Below are 23,654 nucleotides of genomic sequence, written 5' to 3'. Positions count from 1 at the left end.
GGCTTGGAGCTGTGAGGCTGGAGAGCCAAGGCTAAGACTAGCCTTGGTTTAGCTGAAAAAACAGCTTCAAGGGTTCCTCGTGTCAAATGAAAGCAAAATAATTGCCCTCAATCTCACCATTTTTTGGGGCATCATCACTTTCGATTGACACACCTTTTCCTATTTTTTTCATTTTTTTACATTGCTTCTTACCGGCTACGGATGTCAAACTCTTTAAACACAATACGTAAGTCTCTTAACACTCTTTGACGCCCTCGGAATCGTTCATTTCTTAAAATGCGTTCTAGCTCTTCTTGTTTCTCTTTACTTTCTTTGCTTCTATAATTTTTTAATGTTTCATGAAAGAGATAATAGTCATCTATCCACAGACCTCCCTCGCTTATACGATGACTAATCTCACCTACTTCTTCATATGGTTCTTTATTATATCTTCGTTTGTAGCTTTCTTGTTTACGGATATAGTCTAGAATTCGATTCCGAAACTTAGTCTTAAAATATTTCCTTAAACGAGAGATATCTTCTACTAATCCTTCTTCTTTACTAATCAATTCATATAGACATATCATTCCCTCTTGGTCCCAATCCGACAATTCCCATAAATGAAGGTAATATTCATTTCTACACTTATACACAGTCCCTTGGACTTCTTCATACAATTCTTTAATCATAATTTTCCCCTTTCTAGATACAGTCTAACAGATTAGAAACACTTTTGGTACATTTCATCCATTCTGCACCCTTTAGCTCCTCAACTGCACAAAAAAGAGAGGTCTTGCCTCTCTTTGGGTTATTTTTCATCATTCATTTTTGACTTTACTTCATCATAAGATAATGCATGAGATTCCTCTTCTACTGCTTCAGGCATCTTTCCTGTTTCATAGAGAGATTTAATTTGTGTACTATCCAATGTTTCGTATTTCAATAGTGCTTCTGCAATCAACTTGTGAGTTTCACGATTTGACTGAATAATTTCAGCAGCTTTATTTCGTGCTTCATTCAATAATAAACGAACCTCTTCGTCAATTTCATAAGCTGTTTGTTCTGAAACTGATTTTTGAGGGCTTTGTGCACCAAACATAGCATGATTTCCTTCATATTGAACTGGACCAAGTTTTTCACTCATACCGTACTCTGTAACCATTGCACGCGCCATTTGTGTCGCCTGTTCAAAGTCGTTTGAAGCTCCTGTAGTTTGGACATTAAAGATAATTTCTTCAGCTACACGTCCACCCATTAAGCCAGCCAATTGCTCTTTCATATCTTCTTTAGATAGAAGCATTTGATCTTCCTTAGGAAGTGCAATCATGTATCCGCCTGCACGGCCACGTGGTACAATTGTAACCTTATGGACAACGCGAGCATTCGACAAGACTAGACCAACAATGGTATGTCCTGCCTCATGGTAAGCAACCAATTCTCGTTCTTTTTGTGAAACTGTCTTATCTTTCTTAGAAGGTCCAGCAATAACTCTGTCTTCTGCTTCATCAATATCTGAGGCATCAATTATCGATTTATTGCGACGAGCAGCAACTAGAGCCGCTTCATTCAAGACATTCTCTAAATCAGCACCAACAAAGCCTGGAGTTTGTTGAGCCACTAATTTCAAATCAACATCTTCTGCTAAAGGCTTGTTCTTAGCATGAACTTTCAAGATTGCTTCACGACCTTTAACATCAGGGCGACCAACCAATACTTTTCTATCAAAACGTCCTGGACGTAAAAGGGCAGGGTCTAGTACATCTGAACGGTTTGTCGCAGCAATGACGATAATCCCTTCATTTCCCTCAAAACCATCCATCTCAATCAAGAGTTGGTTCAAGGTTTGCTCACGTTCATCATTTCCTCCACCGAGGCCGACACCACGTTGGCGACCAACAGCATCAATTTCATCGATAAAGATGATAGCTGGCGCTGCTTTTTTGGCATCTTCAAAAAGAGAACGAACACGACTAGCTCCAACTCCGACAAACATTTCTACAAAATCAGAACCTGAGATACTCAAGAATGGAACACCTGCTTCTCCGGCGACTGCTTTAGCAAGCAAAGTTTTACCTGTTCCCGGAGGTCCCTCCAGAAGGACACCTGCTGGAATACGAGCCCCAAGTTTTGTAAATCGTTTTGGATCTTTTAAGAATTCAACAACTTCAACTAGTTCTTGTTTTTCTTCCTCAGCTCCAGCAACATCTGAAAATCTTACTTTAATATCTTCTTTATTTGCAGCTTTAGCCTTACTACGTCCAAAACTCATTGGATTACGGCCATTTCCTCCTCCCATATTTCCCATCATAGAGAATAGGAAGAAGAATAGAATTCCAAATGGCACAATGGATACGAGTAGATTAATCCACATACCACTTGAACTTTCATGCTTAACAGTTACTTCTGCTTTATGGTCAGTAGCAAGTTTTTGCAATTCTGATACGGTAGTATCTGCAGGAAGAATAGTGCTGGTAAATTTCTCTACCTTAGTAACAGATGGCGTGAAAAACTGAATGCCTGTTTCTTCTCTACTTGTTTTAGGATTTTTATAAACACCCGAAACTTCGATAACACTGCCATTTGGTTGGTAGGTTAATTCTTTTACATTGTCATCGGTAATTTCTTTTACCAATTCTGTATAATTAATTTGCTCACTTTTCCCTGCAACACTACCTGTACTAAAATACTGGTAAGCTGTAACTAGGAAAAAAATAAGTAATAACCATAGAAATGGATTTTTAATTAAACCATTATTTTGTTTTTTCATTAAAAATTATTCTTTCTAATTTGAATACACTTCTTCTTTCAATACTCCAACATAAGGAAGATTACGATAATTTTCTTTGTAGTCTAAACCATAACCTACTACAAACTCATTTGGGATAGTAAAGCAGGTATAGTCTGCCTCAATTTCTACAACACGTCCTTCTGGTTTATCCAACAAGGTTGCAATCTTAACAGAAGCTGCTTCTCTTGCAATAAACATATCTCGCAAATTCTTCAAAGTTTGACCTGTATCAATGATATCTTCTACAAATAGAACATGTCTTCCTTTGATATCTTGAGTCACATCTTGTTTAATATTGATAACACCACTACTTGCTGTTCCACCATGGTAGCTAGAAACCATCATGAAGTCCATTTCAATATGTGTATCAATATGTTTGACCAATTCAGCCATAAAAGGAATAGATCCTTTTAAAATCCCAACTAAAATTGGATTTTTTCCTGCATAGTCTTTGGTTAATTGAGCACCTAATTTTTTAGCAGCTTCTGTAATTTCATCGTGTGAAACGAGGATTTTTTTAATATCGTTTTCTAACATTTTTTTACCTATCTATTTTTTCTATATAAAGTACAGTGTTCATTATATCATTTTTCGTGTTTTTACTCAAATTACTGGTCGCAATTCCCAAAATTGAGACAATTTCACCAAATTGCTCAATAATCAGAGCAGATTTCCGCTTTTCCATAGGGATTTTCAAATCAATAAATAGACGTCTGAGTTTTTTTCTATGCCCATTTTGAATCAAAACATCTCCTGGTTTTCGATGACGAATGTGTATTGATGTTTCCCGTGAAACAGGTATTTGTTGAATTGATTCACCTTCTAATGGAATCCCAAAGGAAAATAAATATCCTTGATAAGTAACCTGATTTTGATAGTGTAACACAAATTCATCTTCCTTTTCATCAGCCTGCGGACTGATTTTACAAATCTGAAACCGTTGGTACTCTTTTATCAATTCATAGCCATTTTTAAGCGGATGACGATACTGGCTTTTAGATTTTAAAATCTGCCGAACTTCATCAAACTGAGCTTTTGTAAGATTCAAATCTGGAAAACGATTCAGATAAGTTTGAAGTAAAACTCTTTGTGTCGACTCAGAGTAAGACAATAGCTGCTCTAAATTTTCTACATCAATATTCTTTGATAATTCAGCTATTGCCAAATCATAATCTAAAATTTCATTGCCAATGCCTAAGATTGCATCCCTAAATCGAGGATTTTCTTTTTCCAATTCTGGTAAGTAAGAATTTCGAATACGATTTCGAAAATAATGATTCTCCTGATTTGATGTATCTTCAAAGTGAAAAATTGATGGAAAGTCTTTTTTCTGAAAATGCAAGAAGGGACGAATGATTTCTATCTCTCCGACTACTTGCTTCTCCTTAATTCCTGATAGATAGCGCAAGCGAGTTCCTCGAATCAAGCGCATCAAAATCGTTTCCACCTGATCATCAGCATGGTGGGCAGTGACTAAAGCTGTCGCACCTGTCTTTTTCATGACCTCTTGAAAAAAATCATAACGAAAATTTCGTGCACGCGCTTCTGAAAATTCTCCTGAAAAATTGCTGGTATAAATAGGAAGTTCTGCTTCAGCAGCCAACTTCCTTAATTCCTTTTCTTCCCAATCTGATTCAATTCTCTGCTTATGATTCACATGAGCCAGAATCAATTCAATCTCTAACTCTTTTTGATAAGCAGACAATACCTTAAATAGAAACATAGAATCTAATCCACCAGAAAGAGCTAGAACCGCCTTAGCATGCTTTTTGAAATATCCCTTCTTGAGAAAATGATTTAAAAAATCTTGTTCCCTCATTTTAGAACCTCATAAACATCCTTGGATATCTGAGAAATTGTATCATAATCAGAATTCTTAGTGAAAATAGAAAGAATAAATGGAGAATCTGCGTAGACAACACCCGTATCATGCTTAAATTCGTCCGCATCCCCAATTTTATGAGCTACCTTCACAGAAACACCTTTGGCAATTCGCTGATTATCAAAATCTGTTTTAGTCAAAGACTCTAGCACAAATCCATTTTGATTATAAATAGCTTCCATGACCTTCCCGGCCATCTTGGAAGAAATCAATTTTTCTTTTGTATCCCAATCATCTCCCATAATGGCAGACATCTTGGATTTGAATGTGGCATCAGATTGGTTTGAAATGTAATAACCCAATATATTATGAGCTACATTATCAGATTCTTTAGATACTTTTGTGATTAAGTCCTTGAGAGAATACTCTTTATTATCCTCTTTTTTAGGAAGACTACCACTTCCCTCTGGTTTATAAGAACCTGGAAAATCATTGACTTCAGATACGTATTTTACAGTCGTATCTAACTGATAAAGACCCTCATTTATTTTTTCTTGCGCATAATAGAGATAAGGGAGTTTCAAAACACTAGCTGCATACATCTTTTCATCTTGATTGATACCAGCTTCTTTTCCAGTAGTCAGTTGCTTAACATAAATAGAGAATGAATCCTTCTGATATTTTTCCGATAACATTTCTTGGACTTTACTCATCCGATTATCTTCTTCAGAAGTTGATTCTTTAGCTACCCATCCAACCTGATCAATATGTAGAAATTCTCTTCCTTCTACAAACATGGTCTTGTCAATCGATACTTGCGAATAAGCTGATAAGGATGATTTCACTTCTTTTAAGTCATAAGGACTATTGTACAGTTTAAAATCAGATTCTAACCATACTTTTTTTATTGTTGGAGTTACCTCTGATTGATCATATAAAAATCGTTTGTCCGCAGCTATAAATTGATGATTTGATAGCTTAAATACCGGAATTCCTTGTTTATTTAAGCGCCACTCGGTTATTTGAAAACTTGTTTGGGGAGTCAATTTTCCAGTTTCTACCACTAAATCTTCATTTGCATAAACAGGAACCTCTCCATAAACCACGGGAGAACTTAATTTTTCTCTAAAATAAATACCAAAGTCAGATTGTGAAAGGTAATAAATTTCTTTCGAAGTATAGACAACTTCTTTTTCTGTGCTAACAACTTTTGAAATGGTCAAAAAACTTGGGAGCAACAAAATAATTAAGAATTTACGCATTCTTCCTTTCCTTTTCTTCTTGTAAACGCAATAATTGATTTTTATCAGCTAATTCTTCCAACTTTTCATCTGATAAACTCAAAAATTGCTCTATTACGTCTAATAAATTTTCCATTTTATCACCTTTGAAGCAAGTCAGGAATCGTATAAACTATTTCCCTAGATTTAGAATAATAGTATTTCGCTCGTGTATATTTGGCAGCATAATCCTCATCTTTCAACTTGGTAGCAAATGCTGTCTCCTTATCCTTTTCATCACTCAAGGTTTGATACTGAGTTTGCAAGTCTGCTAATTGCTGACGTCTTTGGAGTAATTGCTGATAGCTCTGCGCTAAATTAAAAGTTGGCAAGATAAATAATAGCATAATTAAAATCAATACCCACCCCATAAAACGATTCCGTTTTTGCCGTTCTTTCATCAGGTAGCGACGGCGTTGGTGTTCATTTTGAATAAAAGAATTATTCAATTGTACTATATTTTTAGACATTTTCTTCTACCCGTGTTTCACTGATAATTTCATACATGCCTGCTGCATCTTCTTTTTTTGTACTATCTTTCATCTCTAGTACTTTTACAAGTAGCAACTTATTGCCAAAGCGAATTTCAACTTGGTCATTAACTTTCAAATCCGTTGAACTTTTGGCCAAGATTCCATTCACCTTGATTCTGCCTTTATCTGCTACTTCCTTTGCGACTGTACGACGCTTGATAATTCGTGATACTTTTAAATATTTGTCTAATCTCATACTTATTACCTCAACTTATTATTGTACCATTTTTATCTATTTTATAGAAGAAAAATATCAAATGGAATTTTCTTTCTTAGACTCTTTTGTCTCTAATAAACTTTCTCCAAAAATCAGCAGACCTTCTAAAATTTCATAATCTTTCTTATTTTGGACATCAAATACAAGCTCCATTAATCCCTTATTCTCAGCGATGCCTGCTTTTAAGTTCGTTGCGGATAAAGATTTAAAATAATCTTGAGCCAAAAACAGTCGTTGAGTGACTTTTTCAAATTGAACTGTAATTTTATTATCTTTTCTTTCCACACGTTGAACAAAGACCTTGTCCAAATATGACTTGACTAAACTAATCTCTAAAAGATATGCTACTACATCTGGGTATTCTCCAAAACGGTCTATCAACTCCTCTTGTAACTCTTCATAATTGACACGGTTGTCAATTTGACGAATTTTCTTGTAAATTTCAATCTTATGTCGTTGATCAGAAATATAAGTATCAGGAAGATAGGCATCAATTTGCAAAATCAACTCAGCATTCCCTTTGGTTCTTGTGTTAGTGTTAGCATTACCGTTTCGTTTAGCAATAGCTTCCTCTAGTAACTGCGAATACAATTCAAAACCAACAGAATCAATGAAACCAGACTGGGATTTTCCTAGGAGATTTCCTGCTCCACGAATCGAAAGATCTCGCATAGCAATTTTAAATCCGGATCCCAATTCTGTAAATCCTTTAATCGCTTCTAATCTCTTTTCAGAGATTTCACTAATCGATTTTTCTGGACGATACATGAGATAAGCATAAGCAATACGATTACTACGACCAACTCTTCCTCTTAGCTGATACAAGGTTGACAAGCCCATATGATCCGCATTTTCAATAAATAAAGTATTAGCATTTGGAATGTCCACCCCTGTCTCAATAATGGTAGTTGTCACCAAAATATCATACTGACCTTCAATGAAATCCATTAGAGTATTTTCTAACTTAATTTCACTCATTTGCCCATGAACATAACCAATCGAAGCCTCTGGAATCAACTCCTGTAATTCTGAAACCTTCTGGTCAATCGTGTCAACTTTGTTGTAAAGGTAGTAAACTTGACCTCCACGCTCCATTTCACGTAAGACCGCATCACGAATGACACTATCATTCTTTTCCAAAACATAGGTTTGCACTGGATAACGATTCGTTGGGGGAGTTTCAATAACAGATAAATCTCTGATTCCCAGCATAGACATATGAAGGGTACGAGGAATTGGCGTTGCTGTCAAGGTTAGGACATCTACTTGTTTTTTCAGTTCTTTCAAGGTTTCCTTATGCTTGACACCAAATCGTTGTTCCTCATCAATAATCATCAAGCCCAAATCAGCAAACACAACATCTTTTGACAAAACACGATGTGTTCCAATCAAAATATCAACTTGACCGTTTTTCAATTTTTCAAGTGTTGCAGTCTGCTCTTTTTTACTTCTAAAGCGACTCAACACATCAATATTAACTGCAAAATTTTGGAATCGTTCCTTAAAATTTGTATAGTGCTGTTGCGCTAAAACCGTCGTCGGAACTAAGACGACAGCCTGTTTGTGATCATTGACTGCCTTAAAGGCTGCACGCATAGCAACTTCAGTCTTTCCAAAACCAACATCCCCAACTAAAAGTCTATCCATTGGCTGAGAAGCCTGCATATCTCTCTTGATTTCCTCAACACTGCGAAGTTGATCATCCGTTTCAACATAAGGAAAGGCATCATCAAAAGCATGTTGATCTTCATCATCAGCTGAAAAAGCAAAACCCTTCAACTGGCTACGTTCAGAGTAGAGTTTGATTAAATCATCAGCTATATCCTCTACCTGGTTCTTAACCTTTTGCTTGGCCTTTTTAAAATGACCGTCATTTAATTTATTGAGTTTTGGAGCTTTACCATCACTTGAAATATATTTGGACAGTAGATGAATCTGTTCCACGGGGATAGAAATTTGATCACCATTTTGGTATTGGACACTGACATAATCGCGATGAATTCCCTTGATTTCAATGGTTTCAATTCCTAGATATTGACCAATCCCATGGATATGATGGACAACATAGTCCCCTTTTTCAAGTTCATTGTAATCTTTTAATCTCTCTGCATTTGAAACATGTTGTCTTCGAAAACGACGCTTTAATTTCTTTTGAAAAATCTCATGTTCAGTTATCAATAAAATCTTTTCATCTACAAAATGAAAACCATGTCTGAGATTACCCTCTATTAAGTTTACAGATTCTTTACAGATACTTGTCTTATCTCTAGAATCCAATTTAATCTGATATTCCTCTAACATATCCTCCAATGTTTTACTTCCCATTGAATTGCTAGACTGCAGAATAATGGTGTAATCCATTTTTTTATATCGTTCAATTTCTTCTTTTAGAAAAGAAAACTGATTGAAAAATTCCTGCATAGGATATTGATTGAATTGATAAATTTTGTCAAATTTGAGATTTCCTAAACCCTTTTGAAGATTAGAGAAAAAGGTCACTGGACTTTGTTTTTTATAGATTTGTTCAATATCAGAAAAATACTGCATATCAGAAAATGCTTTACTATTCTGTAATTCTTCTGTAAAGTACTGCGCTAAGTCTCTTTCAAAGACTTCATACTGATTCATCAATTTTTGATAATCATCAAAGAATATTGGAGTATCTTTTTCAATATAATCAAAGACAGTCCATGTCTTATCATAGCACAAAGATAAAAACTTCCGAGAGTCTGCATGACTTTGTTTTTGGTGAAAACTTGAAAGAATTTCTTCCAGGTATGATTTCAAAATAGGTGATAAAGTTTTTGAAATTTGTTTTTCTAAAGCTGACTGTCCTCGTTGATAATCCTTTTCTCTCAAAAGCATATCACTAGCTGGAAAGATAGTGAGTTCTGTCTTATTTTCTTTCGATAATTGTGTTTCTACTTCAAATGACCTGATACCATCAATTTCATCACCAAAAAACTCAATTCGACAAGGTTCTAACTGGGATATTTCAAAAATATCTAAAATATCTCCTCGAAGACTAAATTCGCCCTGAGTTTGTACTTGAATAACTTTTCGATAGCCATTTTCCTTTAACTGATGGATAAACGCGTGTTGATCATATTCTTCACCAACTGAGATTTTTACAATACTATCTTTGAATGCATTGGGAGACGGTAAAATCAATCGACTTGCTGCGATATTACAAACTAAAATCCCTTTCTTAGATGAATCAGTCAAAAAACGCAAGGCTTCAACCCGTGAAATAATTTTTTCCTGTGAAGACATCAAAAACTCCACCATAGGAGCATCATCTACCAAAAATGGATAGACGAGTTCCTCACCCAAGATAGATATAAGATCACTAACAAGTCCTTCTGCTTCTCCATAAGTTGACGTCAATAACACAATCCTATCTTCTTTTTCTAAACTGCTTGCAATTGCAAGAGCCTTAGTAGATGTTGATAAACCAAGTATTAGTTGTCTTTTCTTATCTGTTAAATTTTGATGCCATTTTTTAATCTGATCATTTTCTGAGAATAAATCTAATAAGGTCACCATTTATCCGTTATACCTCTGCATTGTTTTCTCAAAATTTTTCTCTTGTAAATAGTAGTTTACAGAATCGTCAACTTTGTCAACAGACTGTAAAATACCGATATAATCATCCCTGTCAAAGGTACTCAAAACATGATGAACAACTGACATACCATTTTTAGGTCTTCCAATTCCGATCTTAACACGGTTAAAGACCTGAGTTCCTATATGTTGAATAATAGACTTGATACCATTATGACCACCTGCTGAGCCTTTTGCTCTTAAACGAATTTTCCCAACTTCCATGTCAAGATCATCGTAAATGATAAGTAAATCGTCAATATCCAAACCATAGTAAGTTAATAAAGCATGAACTGCTTTTCCACTTTCATTCATAAAGGTCGTTGGTTTAACCAGATAAATTTTTTCTCCATTTAGGAAAAAGGATGCTAGGTCAGCTTGAAATATCTTATCGTGTGTAAAAGTGACATTCTGTTTCTTCGCTAGTTGATCAATCAACATAAAACCAACATTGTGTTTTGTTTCAAAATATTTATCCCCTGGATTTCCCAAGCCTACAAGTAATTTGGTCATTTATTTTTCCTTTCAAAAGCCAAAAGGGTTGGAATTTTTTTCCAACCTAATTGACACCATTTATTAATTTTTAGACATTAAAGCGGAATTCCATGATATCGCCATCTTGAACGATATATTCTTTTCCTTCTTCACGCAAGCGTCCAGCTTCTTTTACGACCTTTTCAGATCCGTATTTCACTAGATCTTCATATGACATGGTTACTGCACGAATAAAACCTTTTTCAAAGTCTGAGTGGATAATACCAGCTGCTTGAGGAGCCTTCATACCACGTTTGAAAGTCCAAGCGCGAACTTCTTTTTCACCAGCTGTGAAGTAAGTTCCCAATCCAAGCAAGTGGTAAGCTGCACGCGTCAACTTATCTACACCTGATTCTGTCAAACCAATGGCTTCAAGAAACTCTTTTTTATCTTCATCATCCAATTCAGAAATTTCTTCCTCAGCACGCGCAGAAATAACGACTACTTCAGCATTTTCTGTCGCTGCAAATTCACGAATTTGTTTAACATAGTCGATAGAGTCAGGTTCTGAAACCACATCCTCGTCCACATTAGCAACATAGAGCACTGGTTTAGTCGTCAAAAGGAAAAGACCTTTTACAACCTTTTGTTCCTCATCTGTAAATTCAATAGTTCGAGCTGATTTCCCATCTTCAAGGACTGGTTTAATCTTTTGAAGAACATTAAACTCAGCTACTGATTCTTTATCTTTTTGCGTACGTGCCATCTTTTCTACACGCGCATATCGTTTGTTCACCGATTCTAAGTCAGCAAGAATCAATTCTAGGTTAATGGTGTCAATATCGGCAAGTGGATCTACAAAGGCGTCTTCACGTCCTTGCTCGCGCATCACATTTTCATCATCAAAAGCACGAACTACGTGAACAATCGCATCTACTTCACGAATATTGGCCAAGAATTTATTCCCTAGCCCTTCTCCTTTTGAAGCTCCTTTTACAATCCCTGCAATATCTGTAAATTCAAATGTTGTTGGCACTGTCTTTTTAGGAGTAATCATTTCAGTTAGTTTTTGTAGGCGTTCATCTGGAACTTCAACCATTCCAACGTTTGGATCAATCGTCGCAAATGGGTAGTTTGCTGCCTCTGCTCCTGCTTTTGTAATTGCATTAAATAGTGTTGATTTACCAACGTTTGGCAAACCAACGATACCTGCTGTCAAAGCCATATTTCTCATTCTCCGTTTTCATTTCAATCCCTAATATTATAACACAAAAAGGGATAAAGTGCTAACCCTCTAACTAAGGGTTCTCAGTCAATAATTTTATTCATTTTTCGATCAAAATCATAGCGTCCCATCATGACAACATGGTCACAATTACTGCATTTTATTTTGATATCTGCTCCTACACGTGTAATTTCCCAACGATTAGCTTTTTTGCCTGTTGACTTGATGGTGCAAGCATGTGGTTTTTTCATCTCAACAAAATTTCCAACTTGATACATACTACTCTCCTTTTCTTTTTCGATTATATCATAAAAGAGGCGAGCTAAGCTCAACCTCTTTCACTTAATTAGTACGAACTGGTGTAATGAGCTGCATGAAGTCTTCGTCAGTATCTGCTGGCACAAGAGTAAATGGACGAACAGCTGAGATAAAGCTAATGGTCACCTTTTCGCTATTTAAAGCTTTAAGAGAATCAATCAAGTAAGTTGGGTTGAAACTAATGGTCAAATCATCCCCAGTAACCTGGTCAGTATCGATTTCTTCGTTTACTTTACCAACTTCTGGAGAGTGAACATGGGCACTAACAACCCCATCTTTAATTTCAAGTTTCACAGTACCATTTTGAGTCGCACTTGATAAAAGACGAGCACGTTCCATTGACTGGCGTAAGTTTACCACATCAAAAGTAATAGTAGTGTTAAAGTCTGTTGGAATCAAGCGATCTGTATCAGGATAGTTTCCTTCTAGGAGACGAGTATAGAAGCTAATATTTTCGCTTCTAAAGAGGATTTGGTTATTGGCAAAGAAAATCTCTACAGTTTCGATATCATCTGTAAATACCACTGAAAATTCGCGTAGAGAACGGCTAGGAATCACGACATCAAAATCATCACTATTTTTCTCAAGCGTTAATTTTTTCTGGCTTAAACGATGAGAGTCTGTTGCAACTGTTTTTAGCTCCTTGTGTTGACTCAATACAAAATGAACACCTGTTAAAATTGGACGACTCTCTTGGGTACTTGCAGCAAAAGCTGTTTCATTGATAATTTTCTTGAGTAATTTTGTTTCAAGAACCAAAGGAGTGCTTGCTGAAATTTCTTGGATTCGTGGATATTGTTCGCTATCTTTTCCTTTTAGGGTAATTTCTGATTTTCCACTGGTTAAAACAATTTGATTTTGTTCAATTTCTTTAAAATCAAGAGTCACATCAGGTAGACTAGATACAACATTGATAAAGAAAGAAGCTTCAAGAAGGATCGAACCTAAAGAAGTAATTAACAAACCAGCATCTTCATTTTTTTGAGAAATAAAATTTTCAATTGAAATCTGACCATTTGAACCAATTAAAGTAACCCCTTCGTTTGTCACGTCAATTTTGACAGTTGATAAAATAGGAATGGCATTTTTAGAACTAATAGCTCTCTTAGTAATATTTAATGCTTGTAGAAATAAATTTTTATTAATTGAAAAATGAATCATGGATTCTCCTTTATTTATTTTTAGTATTAGAAGGATAATAGTAATAATAGAGTCTGTGAAATCTGTGGAAAACAGACTTTAAACAAGTCATATCAAGTTTTTGGGCTTGTTTAAAAAATGTGGATAAAAAAGATAATAAAGTAAAAGTTATCCACAAGTTATTTGATTTTCTTTTTGATTGATTCAATTTCTAAGCGTAAATTATCGTCTTCATCAATCAAAGATTTAATTTTAGCATGGGCATGAATAACTGTTGTGTGATCTTTACCACCAAATTCCTTACCAATTTTTGGAAGACTATTATCTGTTAGTTCTCTAGATAAATACATGGCTACTTGACGGGCTAACACAATATTTTGAAGGCGTCTACTTCCCTTCATTTCTTTGACGCTGACACCATAAAAGTTACCAACTTCATTTTGGATTTTATCAATTGGGATAACGAGCATTTGGCTAACATCTTGTTTGCGAGCTCTAATGGCTTCTGCAGCAATATCAATAGTGATATCCTTGATGTTTTTTACTCGGGCAATTAAAGTGATGTCGTTGATAGCTCCCTCAAGATCTCGAACATTTGAATCAAATTGCCCAGCTAGGTATTCTAGAGTATCACTTTGGAAATTGTAGCCTAAATGTTCCGTTTTACTTTGTAAAATGGCAATACGTGTTTCAAAGTCAGGGGGTGTAATAGTTTGTGTTAATCCCCAACTAAAGCGCGTGACAAGCCTCTCCTCGAGCCCTTCTAAATGTTTTGGACTACGATCACTGGTTAGGACAATCTGTTTTTGCTTGTCATGAAGGGCGTTAAAGGTATTGAAAAATTCTTCCTGAGTTGCAACTTTTTTTCCGCTGAGTGACTGAATATCATCGATTAACAAAAGATCAAGACTGCGGTAGGTCTTTTTAAACTTTTCCATTTCCCCAAGTCTTAGGTGATCCAGAAAGTCATTAATAAAGCTTTCAGCAGGGATATATTTAACACGCGCATTCGGAATATTTTTTAGAATTTCATTTCCAATAGCGTTTAACAGGTGAGTCTTACCAAGCCCAGGTCCTCCATAGATAAAAAGAGGGTTATAGGTCAGAGCCAAATCTTCAGAGACAGCCAAAGCAGCTGATACAGCCCAAACGTTTCCATCCCCTTGGATAAAATTATCAAAGGTATACTTTTCTTTTAATCCCGTATCCGAATAAGGAATAGATGCTAACTTTGGACTATAGTCATAAAGAGTTGAATTTGTAGCTTCTTCAACTTGTGAGATAGCCGTATCTTGAGGTTTAGTGAAAATATAGTGAGGAGTAATCTCAGCATCATAAATTTCAAATCCGGCAACTACAATAATATCTTTTAGTTGTTTTTCCCAGACCATTTCCATTTCAGATCGTGGTAAAAATATAGTGGCAACATTTTCCTCTACCTTGATGAGTTCAGCTTGAATAGCATAGAAATCATACATGGATCGAGTCAGTCTTTCTTGAGCAAATTCTAATATACGATTCCAAAATTGTTTTTCTTTCAATCCTTTCTCCTCCTTTACTATTTAAAAGTTTAATACTAGAGATATTTTACCATAGATAGCAAGAATTTTCCACAAGCTGTGAAAAATAATCCACAATGTTACCAAACTTTATCCACAGGTTGGGGATAAAAGAAAAAATTATTGATTTATTAAGCTTTTTATCGAAAAACATAGTGGATAACCTTGTGAGATAAAAAAATAAAAGAACAGCCTTATTTCAGGCTGTTGATAATTCTACTATATTCTTCTTGATTTGAAAAAGAAATAATGATTTTTCCACTGTCTTTTTTAGATAGTTTAATTTCTACATCTAATCCGAGTAGTTTTCTTAACTGTTTTTCTTCATTTTGTATGAAATGATTCGTTTTTTGCTGTTTCTTTTGTTTTTTCTCTGTCAGAAGAGCTTCTAACTTCCTTACAGAAATATCTTCTTCTATAATCCGTTGAAAGAAATAGTCTTGTTGTTCCTTATTTAACCCAACTAGGGAACGCGCATGGGCTTGTGATAGTTTGCCATTTTCTACTTCTGAGAGAATCTGTTCTGGCAAGGAAAGTAAACGAATGGAGTTGCTGATATATGGACGAGACTTGCCCATTTTATCTGCAATTTCAGCATGGGTGAATCCTTTCTCTACGAGAGATTCATAGGCGCGTGCTTCTTCTATTGGGTTTAAATTTTCTCTCTGTAAATTTTCAATAATGGACTGAACCATCATCTCTTGGTCTGAAATCTGTTTAACAACAGCTGGGATAGACCGTAGACCAGCTAAAAGTGAAGCCCGATAGCGTCTCTCTCCTGCAAGGATTTCATAACCAATAACAGGAGATTGACGAACAATAATCGGTTGAATGACCCCATTTTCTTTGATAGACTGTGCTAGTTCATCTAGTTTTTCTCTATCAAATTCTTTTCGGGGTTGATAGGGATTTTTTTGTATATCTGTGATAGAAATCATTTCAAATTTTTCCATGATTCTACACTAACACATCTTTTCTCTTATGTAAAGCTTTCTTTACATAGATGTCAATTAAGATTCTAAATCACCTGAACTCTTGTCAAGTTTAATAGATGTAGTTTCTTCTTTACCGTTGCGATAGTAAGTGATCTTAATGGTGTCTCCGATAGAATGATTGTAAAGAGCACTTTGTAAGTCTGTTGATGAAGCAATCTCTTTGTCATCTACTTTTGTAATTACATCGTATTTTTCAAGGTGACCATTGGCAGGCATATTACTTTGTATCGAACGAACAACTACACCAGATGTAACATTACTTGGAATATTGAGTCTTCTGATGTCGCTTGTACTCACATTAGATAAATTAACCATCTGGATTCCCAAAGCTGGACGCGTCACTTTTCCGTTTTTTTCTAACTGTTCAATAATATTGATAGCATCATTTGCAGGGATTGCAAAACCAAGACCTTCTACAGATGTTCCTCCATTTGTGGCAATTTTACTTGAGGTAATTCCGATAACCTGTCCTTGGATATTGATCAGTGGGCCACCAGAGTTACCTGGATTAATAGCAGTATCAGTTTGGATGGCTTTTGTAGAAATGGCTTGTCCATCTTCAGATTTTAAAGATACATTTCGATTAAGACTAGATACGATACCTTGAGTGACAGTATTTGCATATTCAGAACCTAACGGGCTACCGATGGCAATAGCAGTTTCTCCTACAGTTAACTTACTAGAATCACCAAACTCAGCTACTGTTGTCACTTTTTCTGAAGAGATTTTGACGACAGCAATATCAGAGAAAGTGTCAGCTCCGACAATTTCTCCAGGTACTTTAGTCCCATCTGACAATCGAATATCTACTTTGCTGGCGCCATTTATAACGTGATTGTTGGTGACGATGTAAGCTTCTTTATCATTCTTTTTATAAATAACTCCAGATCCTTCACTAGAGATTCGCTGAGAATCTGTGTCAGTATCATCATTGCCAAATACGCTATTTTGTCTGTTTGCCGAATAAGTAATAACAGAAACAACAGCATCTTTTACTTTGTTAACAGCCTGTGTTGTTGAATTTTCGTTCTTATAGGCAGTTTGTGTAATAGTACTATTGTTGTTAGAGTTGTTTACACTACTTTTTTGAGTTAGTTGAGTTATTGAAAAACTACCCAAGGCTCCACTAAAAAAGCTAATGACGATAACGACTAATAATTGAAACCATTTTTTGTAAAATGTTTTTAGATGTTTCATATTTGCCTCCATATGTTTGAATTACTGAAAGTATAAACTGACTAGCTTAATTATAACTTAAACACAAAAGTTTTACACAAACTGTGGATAACTCTTTTGAAGCTGTGATTTTCTTAATTGAAATCTATTTTTTATTTTGTGAATAAGATGTGAAAAAATAGAGAATATGTTAGAATAGAGTCATGAAAATTAAAGTTGTAACAGTTGGGAAACTGAAAGAAAAGTATTTAAAAGATGGTATCGCAGAGTATTCAAAACGAATTTCTAGATTTGCTAAGTTTGAAATGATTGAGTTATCAGATGAAAAAACACCAGATAAGGCCAGTGAATCAGAAAATCAAAAGATTTTAGAAATAGAAGGTCAGAGAATTTTATCAAAAGTTGCTGACCGTGATTTTGTTATTGCATTAGCTATTGAAGGGAAAATGTTCTCTTCAGAAGAATTTAGTAAGCAGTTAGAAGAAGCTTCTATAAAAGGATTTTCTACTCTTACCTTTATTATTGGGGGAAGTTTAGGATTGTCATCAGCTGTAAAAAATAGAGCCAATCTTTCTGTCAGTTTTGGTCGCCTAACCTTGCCCCATCAGTTAATGAGACTAGTTCTTGTTGAACAAATCTATCGCGCTTTTACGATTCAGCAGGGATCACCCTATCATAAATAAATTGACTTTTAATTGAATTTTTGGTAGAATAATTGTGTTAGGTCTCATAGCTCAGCTGGATAGAGCATTCGCCTTCTAAGCGAACGGTCGCAGGTTCGAATCCTGCTGGGATCAATATAATAGCAAAGCTGGGAATTTTCCCGGCTTTTTTCTTAAAAAAGTACACTTTGGGAGAAAAAAATGACAGTTGAGAGAATTTTATCTAAAACGAAATTCCATTTTGTATAATGGTTTTTGTAAGTTAGCTTACAAGAAAAAACATTTTAGGAGATTTTATTATGAAAAACACAGTTAAATTGGAACAGTTTGTAGCCTTGAAGGAAAAAGACTTGCAAAAGATTAAAGGTGGGGAAATGAGACTTCCAAAAATCCTCCGTGATTTTATTTTCCCAAGAAAAAAGTAATAAAATAAGGGGAAAGAGTAATGAATTTATTTGGATTTGGGACAGTTATTGGTCATTTTTTAATTATTAGTCACAGTTACCGTTTAATTTGTAAAGGTCAAATAAAATCAAAGGAACTATATTTTTTTGGTCTCTATACATTACTAGTAGAAGCAGTACTTGAACTTTCCTTTTATCTTCTATATTTAGATGAAATAGTGATTGAAAGATTTTTATTTCCTTTGGGCCTATATTCCTATTTTCGATGGATTAAACAGTATGAGAGGGATAGAGGACTATTCCTAAGTTTACTACTATCTCTTTTATATGAGAGCACTCATAACTTTCTGTCCGTAACTTTCTCTTCTATAACAGGAGACAATTTTGTTTCACAATATCATGCCCCATTCTTTTTCGTTGTAACGGTGTTGACCTATTTTGTTGTCTTAAAAATCATTCATTATTTCCATTTGGAACTAGCCTATTTTGACAAAGACTACCTCTATCCTTTCTTGAAAAAAGTATTTTTTGCCTTACTACTGCTCCATATTGTATCTTTCGTTTCAGATATGGTAAGTACGGTTAAACATTTGAATAGTTTTGGAAGTATTTTGTCATCTATTGTTTTTATCTCGTTACTTTTGACCTTCTTTGCAATGAATTCGCATAAAGAACAAATGGAAAAAGAGATTGCTTTGAAGCAGAAGAAATTTGAACAGAAACATTTACAAAACTATACAGACGAAATTGTCGGACTGTATAATGAAATCCGTGGTTTTCGACATGACTATGCTGGAATGCTTGTCAGCATGCAGATGGCAATTGACAGTGGTGATTTACAAGAAATTGACAGAGTTTACAATGAAGTTTTGGTCAAAGCTAATCACAAACTGCGTTCAGATAAGTACACTTACTTTGATTTGAACAACATAGAAGATTCAGCTTTACGAAGTTTGGTTGCTCAGTCCATTGTCTATGCTCGAAATAATGGTGTAGAGTTTACACTGGAAGTAAAAGATACGATTACCAAGCTCCCAATTGAACTATTGGATTTGGTTCGTATTATGAGTGTTTTATTGAACAATGCTGTCGAAGGATCGGCTGATAGTTATAAAAAGCAGATGGAAGTAGCAGTTATTAAGATGGAAACTGAAACAGTGATTGTGATTCAGAATTCATGTAAAATGACGATGACTCCTTCAGGAAATCTATTTGCCTTAGGATTCTCCACTAAGGGAAGAAATCGCGGAGTCGGATTAAATAATGTGAAGGAACTACTAGATAAGTACAACAATATTATTTTAGAAACAGAGATGGAAGGCAGTACATTTAGACAAATCATTAGATGTAAGAGGGAATTTGAATGAAAGTTTTAATTTTAGAAGATGTTATTGAACATCAAGTGAGACTAGAGAGAATATTGGATGAAATTTCGAAAGAATCGAATATTCCAATATCATACAAGACAACGGGAAAAGTCCGTGAATTTGAAGAATACATTGAAAACGATGAAGTAAATCAGCTTTATTTCCTAGATATTGATATTCATGGAATTGAGAAAAAGGGATTTGAAGTGGCTCAGCTCATTCGTCATTACAATCCTTACGCTATTATCGTCTTTATCACCAGTCGATCAGAGTTTGCGACTCTAACCTATAAATACCAGGTATCAGCCCTAGATTTTGTTGATAAGGATATCAACGATGAGATGTTTAAGAAGAGAATTGAGCAAAATATCTTTTACACGAAGAGTATGTTACTTGAAAATGAAGATGTGGTGGATTATTTTGACTACAATTACAAGGGAAATGATTTAAAAATCCCTTACCATGATATTTTGTATATTGAAACGACAGGAGTCTCTCATAAATTACGTATTATTGGTAAGAATTTTGCCAAAGAGTTTTACGGTACTATGACAGATATTCAGGAAAAGGACAAACATACTCAGCGATTTTATTCTCCTCATAAGTCATTTTTGGTAAATATAGGCAATATTAGAGAGATTGATCGAAAAAATCTAGAAATTGTTTTCTATGAAGATCATCGTTGTCCTATTTCAAGATTAAAAATTAGAAAATTAAAAGATATTTTAGAGAAAAAATCTCAAAAGTGATTGACAATTAGCAAGAAATTGATATAATGGTTATATCTGCTACAGATAGAAGGTCCGTTGGTCAAGGGGTTAAGACACCGCCTTTTCACGGCGGTAACACGGGTTCGAATCCCGTACGGACTATTTTATCCGCCATAGCTCAGTTGGTAGTAGCGCATGACTGTTAATCATGATGTCGTAGGTTCGAGTCCTACTGGCGGAGTATAGATAAAAGGGAACACAACTGTGTTCCTCTTTTTGTATCAATTTGTATCACCAAGCATCTTCATAAGGAAGTCTGTTATTTCTTGAGGACTTTCTTTTTTTCCATGTGCAATCCAAGTTTGACAGACACCAAAAAGTGCGTGAGTTAGATAGATGCTACTATATTCTAATTCAGTGGTATTAAGATTCAGTTGCATAAATCGCTTTTGTAAATCTGTACTGAGCATGATATGAAGTTTATTTCGTAAGAAATTTTGGATTTCTTTAGTCCCGTTTTCAGAAAGAAGGACAGCCAGAAGCGGTTCTGACTCTAGATATTCAAATACTTCTAAAATAGCGTCTCTTTTGTGATGAGCATGTTTTTGAAAAATATATTCAAATGTATGAAATAGCTTGCTTTGATAGTGCTCAATCATATCATATTTATCCTTATAGTGAGTATAGAAGCTGGAACGACTAATTCCGGCTTTTTCTGCTAACTTGACAGTAGAAATTTGATCAAATGGTTGTTCCATCAGTAATTGTACCATAGCATTTTCAATAGTTCGCTTTGTTTTTAAGCGTTTGTTACTTTCTTGCATATTTCCTCCTTGTAAACAAATTAGACTATATGTCTAAAAATGGATTTTTTATCTTGTAATTTAGATTTTTTAATGTATAATCTATTATATCAAAATTTTAGACAATATGTTTAAAAAAGGAGAAGATATGTTTAAAGAATGGAAAGCAATTTTTAAAAAACCAACCTTTATTATTGTCATGATCGGGATTTCTTTTATTCCAGCTCTGTACAATATCATATTTTTGTCATCAATGTGGAATCCATATGGTCAATTGTCTGACTTACCTGTGGCAGTTGTCAATAATAATAAAGAGGCTTCCTATAATGGTAATACTATGGCAATAGGAAAAGACATGGTGTCCAATTTAAAAGAAAATAAAACCTTGGATTTTCATTTTGTAGATGAAGAAGAAGGTAAGAAGTGTTTAGAAAATGGCGATTACTATATGGTAGTAACTTTACCAAGTGATTTATCTGAAAAAGCAGCTTCTATTTTAACGGACCATCCAGAGCAAATGCAAATCGATTATCAGACTTCAAGTGGTCATAGCTTTATTGCCAGCAAGATGAGCGATTCTGCGATGACACAATTGAAGCAGAATGTTTCTACAAATGTAACTGAGACCTATACTAAAGCCTTATTTAACAAAATGATTGATTTAAAGGATGGGATGAGTCAAGCAGCTTCTGGTAGTGAAAAATTAACTGATGGAGCGAATCAGTTAGTGGCAGGAAGTCAAACATTAACTACTAACCTACACTCTTTAGCAGCTTCAAGTTTAACATTTTCAAATGGAACGGAGCAGTTTACTAAAGGATTATCCTCTTATGTCTCTGGTGTTGAACAACTTCATCTTGGCTTAGGAAATTTTAATAGTGGTTTAGTTACCTATACTGGTGCAGTGAGTCAATTAGATAGCGGATTAGGTCCATTATCTTCTAAAAGTCCTGAATTAGTAGGAGGAATTAATCAATTATATATTGGTGTAGAATCTTATACTGGCGGTGTTTATCAGCTCAATACTGGTCTTAATCAATTCTCATCTGGTGTTAGTGCCTATACAAATGGAGTGGGAAGTCTTGCCACAGGTGCTAATCAGTTATCCAATCAATCAGCTACACTTCGAATAGGTGTGGAGCAATTAAGTGAAGGAATTCAACAACTTTCTAGCAAGTTAGATGCTTCGTCCGAGCAAAAAGATCAAATTAATCAATTATCCTCTGGTCTGAATCAGTTAAATCAAGCTATTCAAAATATTGATGTTGGAGATACAAAACAATTAGATTCTGTTTTATCAAGTATAGTATCTCTTTCTAATCAAATGTTAGCAAGTTCTCAGTCTGATAAAGCGACTACATTAGCTAATATTCAATCGACAGGAGCTTATCAATCATTGACAAGTGAGCAACAAGCTGAGATAAGTTCTTCTGTATCTCAAAATTCGACTGATAGTATTCAATCGGCTCAGTCAATAATAGCTTTAGTACAAGGTTTACAGGGAAGTTTGGAAAACTTACAAAATCAATCTTCAAATCTTTCGACATTAAAAAATTAAGCTAATCAAGTATTACCGCTTGCTTCTACTTCTTTGACAGGTAGTTTGGACCAATTAGTTTCAGGCTCAACTACTTTGACACAAAAATCTTCTAAATTGACAGCAGGAGTTGGTCAATTAGTTGAAAAAACTCCAGAATTAGTGTCTGGTATTGAAAAATTATCAACTGGCTCTAACCAATTGAATCAAAAGAGTCAAGAATTGATAGCAGGAGTTGATAAATTGCAGTCAGGCTCTAGCCAACTAGCTGACAAATCCAGTCAGTTACTTTCAGGTGCTTTTCAATTAGAAAGTGGAGCTAATAAATTGGCAGATGGAGCTGGGAAACTAGCAGAAGGTGGAACAAAGTTAACTTCTGGATTGGAAGGTTTACAGATAGGAGTTGCTTCTTTGGGACAAGGATTAGGTAATGCTAGTGATCAACTCAAGTCAGCATCAACAGAATCTAAAAATGCAGAGATTTTGTCAAATCCTCTCAGTCTATCCAAAACTGACAATGACCAAGTTCCTGTAAATGGAATTGCAATGGCTCCTTATATGATATCAGTTGCTCTCTTTGTTGCAGCAATATCAACGAATATGATCTTTGCGAAGTTGCCTTCAGGACGTCATCCAGAGAGTCGTTGGGCTTGGCTGAAATCTCGGGCTGAAATAAATGGTATTATAGCTGTTTTGGCAGGAATTTTGGTATATGGAGGAGTTCATCTTATTGGTCTAACGGCTAATCATGAGATGAGAACATTTATTCTCATTATCCTAACAAGTTTAGTATTCATGTCCATGGTGACCGCATTAACAACATGGAATAGCCGTATAGGAGCTTTCTTCTCACTTATTTTGCTTTTATTACAGTTAGCATCAAGTGCCGGTACTTATCCACTTGCCTTGACAAATGATTTCTTTAGAACTATTAGTCCTTGGTTACCAATGAGTTATTCAGTTTCGGGATTACGACAAACAATCTCTATTTACTGGTTTAGGTATGCTAGCCTATCAACCTAAGAAAATGGAAGAAGATTAAAAAAATCGACCGATTAATTG

General features: G+C 35.0%; 21 protein-coding genes, 3 tRNA genes and 1 pseudogene. 8 read left to right on the top strand and 17 right to left on the bottom strand.

Annotation, left to right across the window (positions count from 1 at the left end; all coding sequences use genetic code 11):
• Positions 1-188: 188 nt before the first annotated feature.
• The 16 genes from HT719_RS01650 to HT719_RS01580 form a co-directional block, all read right to left on the bottom strand.
• The gene (locus tag HT719_RS01650) at positions 189-668 is read right to left on the bottom strand and encodes a sigma-70 family RNA polymerase sigma factor (RefSeq protein ID WP_050261848.1); all 480 of its coding nucleotides are present in this window, start codon (positions 666-668) and stop codon (positions 189-191) included.
• 119 nt (positions 669-787) lie between these two features.
• A complete protein-coding gene (gene ftsH / locus HT719_RS01645; protein ID WP_172928014.1) occupies positions 788-2,746 on the bottom strand; it encodes an ATP-dependent zinc metalloprotease FtsH in 1,959 nt (652 codons plus the stop codon).
• 15 nt (positions 2,747-2,761) lie between these two features.
• On the bottom strand, positions 2,762-3,304 hold the full coding sequence (gene hpt, locus HT719_RS01640) for a hypoxanthine phosphoribosyltransferase (protein ID WP_000892175.1): 543 nt from the start codon (positions 3,302-3,304) through the stop codon (positions 2,762-2,764).
• A 4-nt stretch (positions 3,305-3,308) separates the two neighbouring features.
• Complete coding sequence (tilS, locus tag HT719_RS01635) at positions 3,309-4,586, bottom strand: tRNA lysidine(34) synthetase TilS (RefSeq protein ID WP_172928012.1); 1,278 nt, start codon at positions 4,584-4,586, stop codon at positions 3,309-3,311.
• Positions 4,583-5,851 carry a serine hydrolase gene (locus HT719_RS01630; protein WP_172928011.1) on the bottom strand — a complete coding sequence of 423 codons (1,269 nt, stop codon included), beginning with the start codon at positions 5,849-5,851 and terminating at the stop codon, positions 4,583-4,585. The genes tilS and HT719_RS01630 overlap by 4 nt, the downstream gene beginning before the upstream one ends.
• Positions 5,844-5,966 carry an SP_0009 family protein gene (locus HT719_RS11865; protein WP_000429334.1) on the bottom strand — a complete coding sequence of 41 codons (123 nt, stop codon included), beginning with the start codon at positions 5,964-5,966 and terminating at the stop codon, positions 5,844-5,846. Before HT719_RS11865 ends, HT719_RS01630 begins: the two co-directional genes overlap by 8 nt.
• Before the next feature lie 4 nt (positions 5,967-5,970).
• Complete coding sequence (locus HT719_RS01625) at positions 5,971-6,339, bottom strand: septum formation initiator family protein (RefSeq protein ID WP_000041903.1); 369 nt, start codon at positions 6,337-6,339, stop codon at positions 5,971-5,973.
• Entirely contained in the window at positions 6,332-6,598 is a 267-nt protein-coding gene (locus HT719_RS01620; protein ID WP_001234978.1) for an RNA-binding S4 domain-containing protein, read from the bottom strand. The genes HT719_RS01625 and HT719_RS01620 overlap by 8 nt, the downstream gene beginning before the upstream one ends.
• Before the next feature lie 57 nt (positions 6,599-6,655).
• Entirely contained in the window at positions 6,656-10,165 is a 3,510-nt protein-coding gene (gene mfd, locus HT719_RS01615) for a transcription-repair coupling factor (RefSeq protein WP_172928009.1), read from the bottom strand.
• Positions 10,166-10,735, bottom strand: coding sequence for an aminoacyl-tRNA hydrolase (pth, locus tag HT719_RS01610; protein ID WP_172928007.1), 570 nt, complete (start codon positions 10,733-10,735; stop codon positions 10,166-10,168).
• Between the two features lie 70 nt (positions 10,736-10,805).
• Entirely contained in the window at positions 10,806-11,921 is a 1,116-nt protein-coding gene (gene ychF / locus HT719_RS01605) for a redox-regulated ATPase YchF (RefSeq protein WP_001864693.1), read from the bottom strand.
• 83 nt (positions 11,922-12,004) lie between these two features.
• Complete coding sequence (locus HT719_RS01600) at positions 12,005-12,199, bottom strand: DUF951 family protein (protein ID WP_000285186.1); 195 nt, start codon at positions 12,197-12,199, stop codon at positions 12,005-12,007.
• A 64-nt stretch (positions 12,200-12,263) separates the two neighbouring features.
• Positions 12,264-13,400, bottom strand: coding sequence for a DNA polymerase III subunit beta (gene dnaN, locus HT719_RS01595; RefSeq protein WP_172925058.1), 1,137 nt, complete (start codon positions 13,398-13,400; stop codon positions 12,264-12,266).
• A gap of 158 nt (positions 13,401-13,558) precedes the next feature.
• Positions 13,559-14,920, bottom strand: a complete 1,362-nt coding sequence (dnaA, locus tag HT719_RS01590; RefSeq protein WP_061438534.1) for a chromosomal replication initiator protein DnaA — start codon at positions 14,918-14,920, stop codon at positions 13,559-13,561.
• A 212-nt stretch (positions 14,921-15,132) separates the two neighbouring features.
• Complete coding sequence (locus HT719_RS01585) at positions 15,133-15,891, bottom strand: ParB/RepB/Spo0J family partition protein (RefSeq protein ID WP_000410378.1); 759 nt, start codon at positions 15,889-15,891, stop codon at positions 15,133-15,135.
• Positions 15,892-15,948: 57 nt separating this feature from the next.
• Positions 15,949-17,130 carry a S1C family serine protease gene (locus HT719_RS01580; protein ID WP_172928005.1) on the bottom strand — a complete coding sequence of 394 codons (1,182 nt, stop codon included), beginning with the start codon at positions 17,128-17,130 and terminating at the stop codon, positions 15,949-15,951.
• 182 nt (positions 17,131-17,312) lie between these two features.
• On the opposite strand from HT719_RS01580, the gene rlmH reads away from it, so the two are divergent.
• From rlmH to HT719_RS01545, 7 genes are all read left to right on the top strand, one after another.
• A complete protein-coding gene (rlmH, locus tag HT719_RS01575) occupies positions 17,313-17,792 on the top strand; it encodes a 23S rRNA (pseudouridine(1915)-N(3))-methyltransferase RlmH (RefSeq protein ID WP_000695932.1) in 480 nt (159 codons plus the stop codon).
• Between the two features lie 40 nt (positions 17,793-17,832).
• Positions 17,833-17,906: transfer RNA gene (locus HT719_RS01570), tRNA-Arg, on the top strand.
• A gap of 164 nt (positions 17,907-18,070) precedes the next feature.
• Positions 18,071-18,196, top strand: a complete 126-nt coding sequence (gene comC / locus HT719_RS01565) for a competence-stimulating peptide ComC (RefSeq protein ID WP_000799687.1) — start codon at positions 18,071-18,073, stop codon at positions 18,194-18,196.
• A 20-nt stretch (positions 18,197-18,216) separates the two neighbouring features.
• On the top strand, positions 18,217-19,542 hold the full coding sequence (gene comD, locus HT719_RS01560) for a competence system sensor histidine kinase ComD (RefSeq protein WP_001048117.1): 1,326 nt from the start codon (positions 18,217-18,219) through the stop codon (positions 19,540-19,542).
• Entirely contained in the window at positions 19,539-20,291 is a 753-nt protein-coding gene (comE, locus tag HT719_RS01555; RefSeq protein WP_000866065.1) for a competence system response regulator transcription factor ComE, read from the top strand. Before comD ends, comE begins: the two co-directional genes overlap by 4 nt.
• A 51-nt stretch (positions 20,292-20,342) precedes the next feature.
• Positions 20,343-20,414, top strand: a tRNA-Glu gene (locus HT719_RS01550).
• A gap of 5 nt (positions 20,415-20,419) precedes the next feature.
• A tRNA-Asn gene (locus HT719_RS01545) sits at positions 20,420-20,493 on the top strand.
• A gap of 40 nt (positions 20,494-20,533) precedes the next feature.
• Here the strand turns inward: HT719_RS01545 and HT719_RS01540 are convergent.
• The gene (locus tag HT719_RS01540) at positions 20,534-21,076 is read right to left on the bottom strand and encodes a TetR-like C-terminal domain-containing protein (RefSeq protein ID WP_023940611.1); all 543 of its coding nucleotides are present in this window, start codon (positions 21,074-21,076) and stop codon (positions 20,534-20,536) included.
• 127 nt (positions 21,077-21,203) lie between these two features.
• On the opposite strand from HT719_RS01540, the pseudogene HT719_RS01535 reads away from it, so the two are divergent.
• Positions 21,204-23,634 (top strand): annotated as a pseudogene (locus HT719_RS01535) (YhgE/Pip domain-containing protein).
• The last annotated feature ends 20 nt before the right edge of the window (positions 23,635-23,654 follow it).

This window comes from Streptococcus sp. k-378 (genome assembly GCF_013277505.1).
GTDB classification, from domain to species: Bacteria; Bacillota; Bacilli; order Lactobacillales; family Streptococcaceae; genus Streptococcus; species Streptococcus pseudopneumoniae.
This window is presented reverse-complemented; position numbering and strand designations above follow the sequence as displayed.